This is a genomic window from Winogradskyella sp. SM1960, from assembly GCF_020179375.1.
Lineage (GTDB): Bacteria > Bacteroidota > Bacteroidia > Flavobacteriales > Flavobacteriaceae > Winogradskyella > Winogradskyella marina.
Genome location: NZ_JAICBG010000002.1, coordinates 467,205 through 482,554 on the forward strand (window position 1 = coordinate 467,205; position 15,350 = coordinate 482,554).

The 15,350-nt window shown below is 33.0% G+C and carries 7 protein-coding genes; 5 read left to right on the plus strand and 2 right to left on the minus strand.

Annotated elements, in window-relative coordinates:
- The first annotated feature begins 90 nt into the window (after window positions 1–90).
- Window positions 91–1,035 (plus strand): sterol desaturase family protein, encoded by a 945-nt coding sequence (locus tag K1X16_RS07985; protein WP_195871734.1) that lies wholly within the window; start codon window positions 91–93, stop codon window positions 1,033–1,035.
- Between the two features lie 68 nt (window positions 1,036–1,103).
- On the opposite strand, the gene K1X16_RS07990 is transcribed toward K1X16_RS07985, so the two are convergent.
- Both K1X16_RS07990 and K1X16_RS07995 read right to left on the minus strand, forming a co-directional pair.
- Entirely contained in the window at window positions 1,104–2,906 is a 1,803-nt protein-coding gene (locus K1X16_RS07990) for an SLC13 family permease (RefSeq protein WP_225035698.1), read from the minus strand.
- A 125-nt stretch (window positions 2,907–3,031) separates the two neighbouring features.
- Window positions 3,032–4,030: a metal-dependent hydrolase gene (locus tag K1X16_RS07995; protein ID WP_225035699.1), complete on the minus strand. Its 999-nt coding sequence runs from the start codon at window positions 4,028–4,030 to the stop codon at window positions 3,032–3,034.
- Between the two features lie 640 nt (window positions 4,031–4,670).
- On the opposite strand from K1X16_RS07995, the gene K1X16_RS08000 reads away from it, so the two are divergent.
- The 4 genes from K1X16_RS08000 (at window position 4,671) to K1X16_RS08015 (ending at window position 15,344) form a co-directional block, all read left to right on the plus strand.
- Window positions 4,671–5,528, plus strand: a complete 858-nt coding sequence (locus K1X16_RS08000) for a class I SAM-dependent methyltransferase (RefSeq protein ID WP_225035700.1) — start codon at window positions 4,671–4,673, stop codon at window positions 5,526–5,528.
- A gap of 723 nt (window positions 5,529–6,251) precedes the next feature.
- Window positions 6,252–7,115: a cupin-like domain-containing protein gene (locus K1X16_RS08005; RefSeq protein WP_225035701.1), complete on the plus strand. Its 864-nt coding sequence runs from the start codon at window positions 6,252–6,254 to the stop codon at window positions 7,113–7,115.
- A 169-nt stretch (window positions 7,116–7,284) separates the two neighbouring features.
- Entirely contained in the window at window positions 7,285–8,103 is an 819-nt protein-coding gene (locus tag K1X16_RS08010) for a type II CAAX prenyl endopeptidase Rce1 family protein (protein ID WP_225035702.1), read from the plus strand.
- Between the two features lie 581 nt (window positions 8,104–8,684).
- Window positions 8,685–15,344 (plus strand): polyketide synthase, encoded by a 6,660-nt coding sequence (locus K1X16_RS08015; RefSeq protein ID WP_225035703.1) that lies wholly within the window; start codon window positions 8,685–8,687, stop codon window positions 15,342–15,344.
- The last annotated feature ends 6 nt before the right edge of the window (window positions 15,345–15,350 follow it).

The following is a 15,350-nucleotide window of genomic DNA, read 5'->3' on the forward strand; positions in this document are numbered from 1 at the left end:
GTTTTTCAGGTTTTTTTTAAAGAATTAGCATATTGTTATCTGCATAGCTTAGTCTTGTTTAAACATCCAAATTTTCAAAAATAATAGATAATGGAATTTACTAACCCTTTAGTTTACGGTGTTCCGGTATTTCTAGCTCTTATTGCTTTAGAGCTGACCTACAGTAAAGTATTAGATGATAAACAATTATATAATTGGAAGGATTTGTTATCTAGTGTTTCAATAGGCATAGGATCGGCCGTAATTGCAGCGTTGATAAAGACGGTATCAATGATAGTGATTTTTGATTTTGTCTATAATATTTTCAATCCAATAGTTAATGGAGTTCGTACAAATATTATGGGATACGAGTCTTTTGGATATGTTTGGTACATTTGGGTCATTTGTATGCTCTTAGATGATTTTACCTATTATTGGTTTCACCGACAAAATCATATGGTTCGTTTTTTCTGGGCAGCGCATATCGTACATCATTCTTCTGATAATTTTAATTTAGGAACTGCTGTTAGAAATGGTTGGTTTACTATTTTTTACAAACCTTTTTTCTATGTGTGGATTGTTATGATCGGTTTTCCACCAGAAATGCTTGTAGTGTGTTTAGGTATTGAGGCGCTATGGCAATTTCAGCTGCATACAAAGTATATTAAGAAAATGGGTTTTATAGAGAAGTTTGTAAATACGCATACCATGCACCAAGTACATCATGCAAGAAATATTGAATATATGGATAAAAACCATGGTGGTTTTCTGAATATTTTTGATAGGATTTTTGGAACTTGGAAAGAACTCGATGAAACTATTCCTATCGAATACGGAGTTTCAACTCCACCAAACTCTTATAACTTATTTATAATACTAACTCACGAATACAAAAATATCTGGGAGGATATGAAAAAATCGAAGAACTGGTATCATAAGTTTATGTATGTTTTTGGTCCTCCAGGCTGGAGCCATGATGGTAGTACATTAACCATTAAACAAATACGACGCCAAATGGCAGAAGAGGCTGGGCAAGAGGCCTCGTATTCTAGTTAGTACGTTTAGCCGATTGTATTGCTATTGCAACGATGTAAAACAGTAGCCTCTTCTTTTTTCAAAGTAAGCTAAAAGTCCATTGATAATAGGAATGTTCCAACAATCCAAAGTGTTAAAGATAAAGCACCTCCAATAAATAAAAAGTGCTTAAACTTATAAACTCCTGTTCCGTATATAAGGGTATTGGTTTGGTATCCAACAGGTGTGAAAAAACTAAAATTGGATCCAAACATAACAGCGAATAAAAATGGTTTTATATCTAAATTTAATCCACTTGCAACAGCAATCGCAATTGGAGTCATAATTATAGCCGTTGCATTATTAGAAATAACACCAGATAAAATTATGGTGAGGCCAAATAGTAATCCTAAAACTATGGTTGGCTCTTGGTTATTCATTATACTCAGTAAATGCTGAGATAACCACACATCTGCTCCGCTATTCGTCATCGCAATGCCAAGAGGAATCATACCAGCGAGTAAAAATATTATTTGCCAATTCACCTTTTGATAAACGCTTTCAAGTTGAATATTATTGGTTAATAACATTGCAGCAACTCCAACTAATGATGCCGTTAAAATACTAATCACGTTTGTAGCTGCAAGTGAAATAACCCCTAACAAAATTAATAGTGCAATCGTCCTTTTAGATTTTGAAACCTGGCGTTTAAATTCATGTTCATTTAAAATGGCAATATTTTCTATATTATATAAATCTGAAATTTTATGTTCTTGCATTTCTAATAAAACACGGTCTCCTGGTTTAAGGTTAATCTCCTCGATGTTTTTTCGTAATAAGCGTTCTTGTGTATTTCTTAAATTTTGTCGTTTTTTAATCGCAATAGGAAATGCGCCTTCAAAAGAGATGCGACGCAAGCCTTTTAGTGTTTTTCCGATGAGATTTGAACCTGGTAAAATGAGGGTTTCAATATACGTAAGATCGTTTTGTTCATCTTTGTTATAGTTTTCAAGTTGTTGCTTTTGTCTTTTTTCATTGAGAACAAATCCGTTTTCTTTCATAAAGGTTTGAAAATTATCTAAATCGCTCATCAACACTAAATTATCATTAGCCATGAGTTTAATATATTTCCCTGGATCATTAATGACTTGGTTATTTCGAATTAGTTTTAACAATTTAGCATCCTCTTGGTTCATAAATTCAATGTCTCCAAACCTTTGCCCAATTAATGGAGAATCTTCCGTGACTTTTATAGTAAACACGTACGATTCAATGTCGTAATCACGCGATAGATTTCTTTGTTTTTTCTTTGGTAAGAAACGTGAAGCCAAGGTCATTATTACCAACCCAATGAGAAAAAAAATGATGCCATATCGAGTGAATTCAAAAAAACTAAAGGCTTCGACTCCTTGTTTTTTAGCAATTGCATTTACTATTAAGTTAGTAGATGTTCCCATTAACGTGCAACTTCCACCTAAAATGCCAGCAAATGAAATAGGCATTAATAGTCGCGATGATGAAAACCCATATTTTTCTGATAATCGTGTTATTATTTTTATAAAGATGATAACAACAGCTGTTGTGCTTATAAAAGCAGATATACTTGCTGATATAATCATAAACACTGGCGTTAATAAAATGAGCGATAATATTTTTAATTTCTTAATGCCATCAGAAAGTAATTGAATGACACCATTTTCTTCAAGTCCAACCGCTATTATCATTAATGCTAAAACGGTAATTGTTGCCGGATTGGCAAAACCACTGATGGCTTCTTCAGGAGTTGTGAGTTGTAGCAAGACTAATGCTACAATAATAAAAAACGAAATTTTATCGACCGGAAAAAGCTCTGTAATAAACAGTAAAATACTGATGCCGATGATAATAAATACCAATATTATAGGTAGTTCCATAAGGTATTGATAAAAGGATTAGAGTACAATCTAAAGATAAGACCTGAAGAACTAGAAGATTAGCTCATTTCAATAAATGATTGCTTTATCTGTCGATACTTTTTTATTTATTAGCGGCGTTAAATCTAATTTCCTTTTAATCTTTCCCATAAAGCACTCATTAGTTTTTTGCCATCGCGCTGTGTTCGTTCTTGTTCTATAAAATTAACGTTTCCGGAAGCATCAACATCAATTAAATATTTAAATACAAAACTTTCAGACTGTGGTTCTAAATTTAACAGTCCAAAACGTAAATCATTATAATATAGTTTATCGTCTATTTTAGAAATGGTGAACCAACCTTCTGAAATCGCAATCATCCGCTTTACTTTTTCATTTTGAATGAGGTTGCCTAACAATTCGTGATTTTTAGGATAGCTTTGAAAGCTTATCACTTTGGTGTCAAAAAATGAATACTCGCCTAATAAATAGGCGTTTTTAGTGTCTACATTAGCATTCCATAGAATGGTATTTAATGGTGAAGGCCTAGTGTCTATTTGGTTGTAAGATATATTTTGAGTGTGTAATGCGCTTTTAAATTGTGTTAATGCTGCATCTTTTAAAATGAAGGTTAGGGCTAAATATGCGGTGCTTAAAGTTAAACCGATACCATTATAGAGACGTCTTTTTTTAGATGTTCGTTTTTGAAACATCGTTAAAATCAAAAACACTAAAAAAGGAAACGTATATAACGGATCTATAACAAATATGGTCTTAAAAGCGAGTCTCAAGTCTATTGGCCAAAATAATTGTGTTCCCCAAGTGGTATGCGCATCTAAAATAGGATGTGTTATCAATGCCCAGAAAAATAGCCAAGCCCAACCTTTATAATCTTTGTAGGTTTCATATCGCGATACAAGCCATCCCAAAACGGGGGCAAAAAGTACTGAAAATACAATTGAATGGGTAAATCCACGATGGATTGCTAATGCCGAAACGGTATCCGTAAAGTGAGAAGCAAAAATATCTAAATCAGGAATAGTACCAGCAATGGCGCCATACAAAATAGCTTTGTTACCTACTTTTTTGCCTAATACTGCTTCGCCAACGGCAGCGCCTAAAACGATTTGTGTGAGTGAGTCCATTATATTTTACGAATATAATGTTTCGAATGAAATTACTCTGAAAATATTATGTTGTAATTGAGACAAAAAGGTAATTAATGTGATAATTGTTTATAAATTAGAATAATTAGTCATAAAGCCTAGGTACTCAATTTCTATATGGTAAAAATTAATCTATATTATGGTTATAGCTATTGTAGAAACAGTAGCTTTATTCGTTATGATATTTGCGATGACTGGTTTACCAGGAAACTAAATATAAGTTTATTTTTATTACTGACACTAAAACCTTTACATGTTGTAGTATTGTTTTTGGTACTTTTTTTTAGTTAAGTTCAATTTTAAATAATTCAGAATCTCTAAATGAAATATTGTTGACGATTTATCGTTTCAAATTTTTATCTATAATAATCTGAACCACTGAACATAGATATTCACCTTTCGTAGGATAAAAACCGATCATGTTATTTTTTTTTATAAAATTGCGTTACTCTTTTGTGATTCAAAGAGTAATACACTTGTGTTTATTTTATGTATTTGATTTTTAGTAATTTGCGCTGTTTTTTTTAGTTAAAGACTGCACATTTAAGTTTTTGAATGTAACTTACACTTTTGTTAAAACATTAGAATAGAATAAATATTTAATATAAAATTATTTCATATGAGTATTAGTAACCAATCAAATATTATTCATAAGCTTGCAGCAGTTTTAGGAAATATTCTTGTGTTTTTATTTCCGAAAAAGGCTAGCGAATTGTCAAAAAATAGGATTACCTTAATACATAAGAATAAAAATAATTTAAATATCCCTGAAAGGTTAATGCGCTTTGCTCTTGTAAATAAGCTTGATAAGATTCAAGATTACGATAAAATTGCAGAGATGAATCGAAATTTTTGGGTTAATAAAGAAGCGACTGAGCTTTTTTCTGATACAGAAGATAAATTTGAAAATGATTTTCTACCAAACTGTAGCTTTGTATTTGATTTATTAAAAAAGGAATTGTTAAATGAGTCCGAAGAATTTGATACGCTTGTAGAAATAGGAACAGGTAATGGGGAAGTTCTTAATTACCTTAGTGCTGAATTTCCGCAAATAAATCGTTTTGTTGGTATTGACCTTAGTTCAGATCAGATTGAAATCAATAAAGAAAGATTTAGTAATAACAAAAGAGTAGAGTTTGTCACTGCAGATGCTTCAGATTGGGTTAACCAACATGGAAGTAGTAATACTATTTTTGTTTCGTCTGATGGTGTTTTAGAGTATTTTTTAGAACAACAACTACAAGAGTTCTTGAATCAAGTACATAGATTGGGTAAAACATTTTTTGTAGCTATAGAGCCTAATGGTGTTGATCATAATTTTGAAACAAACCCTAACTCGCAGCTATATGGAAAAGAGCCTTCATTTTCGCATAACTATCCTAAACTTTTTAAAAATGCCGGGTTCAATTTATGGCATTTTTCACAAAAAACCGGATTTAAAGGTGGGACTCAAACTTTCATTGGTGCAAAATATTAATATTAGATATTCAATATTTTGATTTTTTTTGTTTTCAAAGTCCTATAATTTCATTTAATATATTGAGCTAAGGAAGTTTGATAAAAACGAACCATAGTTTATGACATTCTAGTTTTAGTTTAAAATTCATGATCTTGTGCCCAAGTGTTTCTATTAGGATCGCTTCTTTTTGAGAACTCGTATTTATTTTTAAATATTGGAATACCTGTTTTACGTTTATTCTGCATATTTATAACCAATTAGCTACCATTAAAATTCAAAAAATTCTTAGCGAGCTAATAAATAATCTATTTCAATATTTTTTTTACAAGAGTAAATAATTATGCTGTTTTATGGCTACTTGAAAACGTCAGAAAACATGACTATTTTTTTTTGAAATCATTATGAATTATTTGTTTTTATTGAAAAAACGAGAATTCGATAATGTAAGAAATTTATAACATAATTAAATGTGTTTTTAGTTGTAAGCTGTTGTTTGTTAACTTTTTAGTTGTTAAAAAATCAGTTTAATTAAATATAATTGACTATGTTTGAATTTATAACTTTCTTAAGTTTTACTGATTTTATTTAAGATAGTAGTCCCCTTCACAGAAACAAATCAGTAACGATTAGTAGCGATTCATTTTAAAACTCTTATCCTATTTATTAATGATGTTAATAGGGTAATGATTGTGTTAAAAGGTTAAATAGTTTTTGTCTTTATAATTAAAAAGTTAGAAAAAAATGAAAAGTCGTGCTAATATATCCAAAATTGATAGATGTAATGGGCTGTCCCAAAAAGCATTTTATAATAAATATGTAAAAACTTCATTACCTGTTGTAATTACTGATAAAGCTGAATGGACATCATCAGAAAAGTTCACAATCGAGTATTTGAAATCCAATTACAACCACTTATCTAAAACCATTGATGGTAAAACCTATTCATTATCAGAAATAATTGATTTATGTCAAACATCAACACCAGAAAATAAAGCTCCTTATCCCAATACGTATGACGCTCTTCGTGATTTTCCTGAAAACTTTGGAGATTTACCAGAAATATTATACGGAAAATCAAATAGACTAAACAGTCGCCTGTTAAGTAATTTTTTCGCCAAACATACTAATCAACATGAATTGTTTTTTGGAGGATACGGATGTTCATTTCCAACCGTTCATTTCGATTGGCTCGGAGTACATTCTCAAATCACTCAAATAATAGGAAAGAAAGATGTTATCTTATACTCACCCGACCAAACCCCTTATTTTTATCCAGATAAAAGACATCACCATCACAGTCCTGTCAATATTTTGAATCCAGATTATGACAAATTCCCATTATTCAAGAATGCAAAAGCTGTAAAAACGACATTAAATCCTGGTGAAACCTTATTTATACCTGCAGGTTGGTGGCATACCACTTATATGCACGATTTTAATCTTACCGTTGCAATCTCTCATGTAAACTCATATAATTGGAATTTCTTTATGGATGAACTATATTTAAACACAAAAATTCATTATCCTAAACTAGCTTGGATGGTTAAGATTTATAAAGTGGTTGTGGGAAAAATGTTTAATGTCAAGGAAGCTTTGGTGAATTGAGTGAATCATAATTTTACCACATCTATAATAGAAAAAATATGATTTACAAACATAGTCTTTTGATTAAAGCCCAATCGATTCTTTATATTATTTGGTTTGAATTTGGCACTTATAAGACCTTGAAAATATTATTTTTACGAAAAATATCAATTAAAAAAATATAAATTAAATGAATTTGAAAGCTTTTGTAAAAAAATATGAGATTTGGATCTTTCTAGTACTTGGCCCCTTATCCAATATCATTTTTGTTCAGGCTAGGATTCACGATTTGATGTCGCGTTCTATGTATAATACAGGTCGATTTTGTCTTCTATTGTTTATATTAATTTGTATAATAAAATATACTAGAGGAAATGAAGGCATAAGAGATTTATTTAAGCCCATGCTAAAATGGAAAGTGCATCCAAAATGGTTTTTTTTGTGTTTAATTTTTCCTACAACCATAGCGACTATAACATTATTATTAAAGGCGCTCTATTATGACGTCGAATATTCTACGTTTTTTACTCTTATTACAACAACTGTTAGAGGGTATATTGCCAATTTTGTTTGGGCTTTCCTTGGAGAAGTGGTTTGGGTTAGTTATTGTATTCGGCAATTGTCAAAAATCGTGAAGCCACTTTATGCAAGTCAAATTATTGCTGTGTTTTGGACCTTATGGTTTATTCCCATATTAATTCTTGGAGAAGGTACATTTCCTGAAATCCCAATTTTACCTGCGTTCCTATTTTTTATGGGACTTTCTGGTATGTGTGCTTTTGTTTACAAACATACTAAAAGTGGTCTTTGTGTTCTTTTATTACAGACTATGGTGAACTATACTGCCGTGTCACTACCAATAATGCCGACAACTGGAGGGGCTCCTACATACATCACCTTTGCGGTCATATATTTTCTAGTTATGCTAGGATTATGGGGTTTAGAGTTTCTAATTACAACAAGCAAAAAGAAAGAACTCATACAGAGCGGTTGGTTTCCAAAGAACTAATGATTATGATGAAATTTTCAAATTAGACTAAAATATTTTGGTCATTAATATCAAATATCTCCGAGACTATAAATCTGTAGTGGTTTATAATTATTGATTTTGACTAATTTCTAATATAATAAGGAATGGAGGAATTTTATAAATTAAAATTTATAATAATTTAGTATTTAAGTCTTATCCAATAGCGATATGTTCGTTTATCATGTTAGATATTGATTTTGTTAGTTTTACGAACGGTAATTATTATACCTATTTGATTTATGCAAGCGATTATATCTTGACTTATGTTTGGTGTTTTAATAACAAAAACTCAAGAGGTTTTTGATATTGATGGATTTTATTGATTTTGAACGACAAAAGAAACGATTTATCTAATTTATGTTAATTAGGTTTAAAAATTTATTTAAATTTCGTCAAAATTCCCCTCAAAATTTAACTAACTGCGGTCTGGGCTTTTTCCCTGATACTTAGACTAATGAAATAGTAGTTACTATTAAAATATTATATTACTTAGTAAACTGTAAATTATACAAATGTATATCTAAGTATATTGATATTTACGATTATTAAATTGGAATAAAATGAGTGAACATAGTCAAGTTTATCTACTTTTTGAAAAGGCGGCAAAATCTTATCCAGATGATCTTTGTATAATTACAGAAACAGATAAGCTCACCTATAGTCAAACAGAGGAAGCAGTCTCAAGAATTTACAACCTAATTTTAAATCATGCCAAAGATGAGAGTATTATTGGTGTTCCAACGACACGGTGTACAGAACAGATAATTTTCGTATTAGCAATTTTAAAAGCATCTAAAGCATATCTTCCAATTGATTTTGGATATCCTAAAAAAAGACTTGATGGCATTATTTCTAATTCAAAACTTTCATTTTGTTTAACAACAAAGGAGGATGAAAGTAATGTTATAGCAATGGGACTTAAACCATTAACTAATGGACTTAAACAATCCATTGATAATGGGATAAATGACACAAGCTCTAAAAATACAGCGACTTATATATTGTATACTTCCGGTTCTACAGGAGAACCTAAAGGAGTTTGTATGAGTGAAAAAGCCATGGTTAACCTTATTAATTGGCAAAACGAAAATTCAAGATGTAAAATAGGTACACGTACTTTACAATTTGCGCCATTAAGTTTTGATGTTTCATTTCAAGAAATCATGGCTACATTAAGTAATGGAGGTACCCTTGTTTTAATTGATGATGTCTTAAGGTTAGATATGGTTGCGCTCTTAAATTATATAGAGAAGCAGCAAGTTAATAGGTTGTTTTTACCATTTGTAGCATTGCAAGCTTTAGCAGAAGCGGCTTTAAGTACGGAGGTTTATCCTGAATCCCTAAAAGAAATAATGACTGCGGGCGAACAACTTAAAATTACATCTCAAGTTCGTAACTTTTTTACTAAACTTAGAGGTTGTGTGCTATTTAATCAATACGGGCCTACAGAATGCCATGTGGTTACAGAATTAAAACTAGAAGGAGAACCTTCTAATTGGCCAGCATTACCAACCATTGGTAAACCTATTAGCAATACCTCAATATTTATTCTTAATGATAAACAGGAAGTTGTGCCAGATGGAACTCTTGGCGAACTGTGTATTGCTGGTGATTGCTTGGCTGAAGGATATTTAAACAATAAAATATTAACAGAAGAAAAATTTGTTAATTGGAAATCTCCAGAAGGCACAAATAAACGTATTTATAAAACTGGTGATAATGCCCAATATTTACCCAATGGAACCATAGAGTTTCTTGGTCGTCAAGATGATCAAGTTAAAATTAGTGGGCATAGAATTGAATTGGCCGAAATCGAATTAGCAATTAATTCAATAATTGGTATTGTTCAAACCGTTGTAATAGCTTCAAATCATTTGGGAGGGCAAACGCAACTAGTAGCATATATACAACCCAATCAAAACAGTTTTGATATGGCTGATGTTCGTCAGCAAGTTTCGGATTTGTTGCCAGAATACATGATGCCTTCATATTTTATTGCTGTTGAAGATTTTCCGCGAACTTCAAGTGGTAAAATTGACAAGAAAAAATTACCAGCACCGCAATATAGTAGACCAGATTCAGCACCACCATTTAAAGCAGCAACTACAAATATTCAAAAAAACATAGCTAAAGTTTGGACCGAGTTATTGTTAATGCCTAAAATTGGGATTGATGACAACTTTTTTGAATTAGGAGGAACGTCATTATTAGCGCAAAAGGTAACAGCTTTGCTATTAAAAAATTATGGTTATAAATTACCTGTAACTAAATTATATCAGTTCCCTAGGATTGCTGAAATCTCTAATTATTTAGAGCCTAAGAAAAAAGTTAAGACTAAAAAATCTACTAAAAGAGATCATAAATCTAATGGCTCTAGAGATGTTGCAGTAATTGGTATGGCAGGTCGATTTCCAGGGGCAGATACTATTCAAGAATTATGGGAAGTTCTCAAAGAAGGAAGGGAAACAACTTCATTTTTTTCTTCAGAAGAATTAGATGCTACAATTTCCGAAGCTTTACGTAACGACCCTCTTTATGTTAAAGCGCGAGGTATTGTCCGTTCTGCTCAAGAATTTGATCCTGCATTCTTTGGTTTAAACCCAAAGGTTGCTTCAGTAATGGATCCACAACAACGTCTGTTTTTAGAAATAGCCTGGGAAGTCTTAGAACAATCTGGTTATCTCCCAAAGCATTATGATGGAACTGTTGGTGTTTATGCAGGTACGGGAATGAATACATATTATAAAAACAATGTATTACCCAATAAAGAGCTTCTAAATCAAGTAGGAGATTTTCAAGCGAGTACATTAAATGAAAAAGATTATATTTCTACAAGAACAGCCTATCACTTAAACTTAAAAGGTCCAGCGGTTAGTGTTCATTCTGCTTGTTCTACATCACTTCTAGCTATTGCACAAGCTACTGAAGCTATACGAAGTGGTCAGTGTGATGTGGCTATAGCTGGTGGTTCTAGTGTAACAACTCCAATTTACAGTGGGCACCTCTATCAAGAAGGCTCTATGTTAAGTCCAGATGGTCGTTGTCGTCCATTTGATAAAGACGGAAAAGGAACTATTTTTAGTGATGGTTGTGGTGTAATTCTTCTAAAAAGCTTGGAGTCTGCAATAAATGACGGGGATCAAATACACGGAGTTATTAAGGGCGTAGGTATAAATAACGATGGTGGTGGAAAGGGTAGTTTTACAGCACCAAGTGTAGAAGGGCAATCTGGCGCTATATCTAGAGCTCTCGATGATGCCAATGTATTACCTTCTGAAATTAGTTATATAGAAGCTCATGGTACGGCAACTCCAATAGGTGACCCAATAGAGATGGAGGGGCTTCATGATGCATTTGGGGAGCAGTCGAAAAAGAATTATTGTGCAGTAGGTTCTATTAAAAGTAATATGGGACATCTTACTGGTGCAGCAGGAGTCGTCGGAGTCATAAAAACGATATTGGCATTAAAAAATCAAAAAATTCCAGCATCTTTAGGTTATGTTGAAGCGAATCCAGCTATTGATTTTGAAAATAGCCCATTCTATGTAAATAATACATTCTCTGATTGGAATTGTGAAGGGAAACGACGTGCGGGCATCAGTTCTTTTGGAGTAGGTGGTACCAATGTACATGTTGTAGTTGAAGAATATGAAACAAAACCTATAGCGACTAGTGACGGTAAGCCGTTACAAATTTTAACCTGGTCTGCAAAATCTGAAAATAGTCTTGACGGATATAAAAAAGCGTTGGGTAATTATATAAAGTCTGCTACAGAAGTAAAATTAACAGATATAGCCTACTCACTTAGTACCACTCGAGACACTTTTGGCAAACGTAGTTTTGTTTTAGCAAATAATTCAGAAAATGCTATTGAGCAAATATTAGCAAATGAATCAGCTTCTATTAAATCTTCAGACTTAAGAGCTGTACCAAGCAATTTTGCATTTCTTTTTCCAGGACAAGGTGCACAATATTTACAAATGGGAAAGGCACTCTATGAACATGAACCAGTGTTCACTCAAGCTGTAGATCAATGCGCTCAAATATTACAAGACGCCTATAATTATGATATTAGACATATTATTTATCCTAAAACTAATTCACAAGAGGCTGAAAATCGATTAAAGGATACGCAATATACCCAACCAGCATTATTTGTTGTAGAATATGCCTTGTCTCAACTTTGGATGAGTTGGGGAATGCAACCAACTTTACTTTGTGGTCATAGTATAGGTGAATTTGTTGCGGCACATTTAGCGGGCATATTCAATTTAAAGGATGCTTTACTTTTAGTTGCTATTCGAGGTAAGTTAGTTAGTAATCTTCCAGGAGGTAGTATGTTATCTGTTCGATCAACCTACAAGAGTCTATCTGAAATACTGCCAGAAGGTTTATGTATTGCTGCCGTTAACTCAGATAAATTAGCTGTGGTTTCTGGTGAAGACGAATCTATTAATGCATTTGCAAAAATTTTAGATGAAAAGGAAATACCAAATAGATTACTATTAACCAGCCATGCGTTTCATTCCACAATGATGGATCCTGTTTTGAAGGAATTTGAGACTGAAATCAATAAAGTAACCTTAAATATTCCTAGAATACCTATTATTTCTACAGTAACAGGAACATGGATGAGTGATTCTGATGCTACAGACCCAAAATACTGGACAGATCATTTGCGTGCAACTGTTCGCTTTTCAGATGCTATGGAAACAGCACTTGGGCTGGAAGATATTGTTTTATTGGAAGTTGGTCCTGGTCGTGCATTAACCACTTTGTCACAACAAAAAAAGAGGCCAAAATCGGCAAGCTCTATTTCAAGTTTAGTTGCTCCTGGTGAACATGAAAATTCCTATCATACTGTATTATCTGCATTAGGTCAACTATGGCTAAAAGGTATAGAGCCTAATTGGCAAGCCTTTTATAAAGGTCAATCTAGGCAAAAGGTATGGCTTCCAGCTTATGTATTTGACCGCAAGCACTGTTGGGTAGATCCACCACTAACAGAAGTAGTTACTAATACTACTATTAGATTAACCGAATCAAATAATAATCAACCTATTCAATCTCAAACTCAAATGAATACTGCTATACAACCTAACAGAAAAACGACGCTTTTAGAAAAAATTTCAGATATCATTATGGATACGTCTGGAATAGAACTGGAATCGTCTGAACACGATTATAGTTTCCTTGAGCTTGGACTTGATTCTCTCGTTCTAACGCAAATGTCTATCACATGTAAAAATGAGTTTAAAACACCGATAACCTTTCGTCAGTTAAATGACGAATTAGGGACGCCAAGTTTATTAGCAGAACATTTAGACCAGATTTTACCGAAAGATGTTTATGCACCTGTGCCTGTTACTCATTCTGTAAGCGTACCTGTTCAGAATACTGTAGCCACTCAAGTTCCGGCACCAGTTCAATCCTCTAATACTAGTGCTACATATAGTAATAATGGCTCTGCAATAGATCTCATAGCGCAACAGTTGCAACTATTAGGAAAGCAATTGGAATTGTTAAAAGGAAATAATGTAGCTTCAACTTCGGCATCAGAAACAGTTCCGCAATCCACAGTAGTTCCGCAATCCTCGAAAGCAGAAGTTAAGCCAACAATTAATTCTACAGTTGAAACGCGCTCTGAAGAAGAAATTAAGGAACATAAAAAACCCTTTGGAGCTTCCCCAAAGATTGATCGACAAGCAGCGGAATTAGATTTAAATCAACAGTCATTTTTAGATGAACTTATAAAAAGATATAACAAAAAAACGGGTAGTAGTAAAGCTTATTCTCAAAAGCATCGAGCTTATATGGCTGATCCAAGAGTCGTATCTGGTTTTAAGCCATTGACTAAAGATTTGATTTACCCTTTAGTGGTTGATAAGTCCTCTGGGAATCGCCTTTGGGATATAGACGGTAACGAATATATTGATGCTTTAAATGGGTTTGGCTCGTGTTTATTTGGGCATCAACCAGATTTTATAACAAAAGTTTTACATGAACAAATAGAGAGTGGATATGAGGTAGGTCCTCAGCATCCATTAGCAGGTGAAGTATGCGAGTTGCTTTGTGAGTTTACAGGACATGACCGTGCTGCTTTATGTAATACAGGTTCAGAAGCTGTTTTAGGATCTATGCGTATTGCAAGAACTGTAACTGGACGTTCACTTGTGGTTGCATTTTCTGGAGCTTATCATGGTATAAATGATGAAGCTCTTGTAAGAGGTTCAAAAAGTCTTAAAACATTTCCAGCCGCAGCTGGTATCCTTTCTCCATCGGTACAAAATGTATTAATTTTAGAGTATGGTACAGATGAAAGTTTAGAAATTATCCGTAAGCGTTCGCATGAACTTGCAGCTGTTATTGTAGAACCCGTACAAAGTCGTAGACCTGAATTTCAGCCTGTTGAATTTCTTAAGGAAGTTCGAGAGATAACGAAAGCTTCAGAAACTGTACTTATTTTTGATGAAGTTATCACAGGTTTCCGTATGCATCCAGGTGGTGCGCAAGCTTTGTTTGGTATCAAGGCCGATATTGCGACATATGGTAAGGTAATAGGTGGAGGTATTTCCATTGGAGCCATTATGGGAACTAAAAATTGTATGGACGCACTAGATGGTGGTTTTTGGCAATATGGAGACGCTTCATATCCAGAAGCAGGTGTTACTTACTTTGCGGGTACGTTTGTTCGCCATCCACTTGCGCTTGCTGCTGCTAAAGCATCATTAATTCACATGAAAGAGTTAGGTGAATCGCTTCAAAAAAATCTTAATAGTATCACTGAAAACTTTGCAAAGGATCTTAATGGAGAGTTTGCAAAGCGTGGGTTACCTATGGAAATAAAATATTTTGGGTCATTATGGCGACTAAAATTTTTAGAAGAAATACCGTATTCAGAATTGCTTTTTGTTTTGGTTAGAGAAAAAGGTATCCATATATGGGATGGTTTCCCTTGTTTTATGACTACAGCTTTTAAAAGTGAAGATATTAATAAGTTAAAACAAGCTTTTATAACTAGTGTTGATGAACTCATCGCTGCGGATATTTTAAAACCAGAAAAAGATAATATAAGTCCAATTACTAATGGATCTAGTGCTGAAGCATTAAATAAGCCACCTGTAGAAGGTGCACGTTTAGGAATGGACGAATTAGGAAATCCAGCGTGGTTTATAGCGGATACCAAAGAAGAAGGGAAATTCGTAAAAATAGATTTATAAAAAATA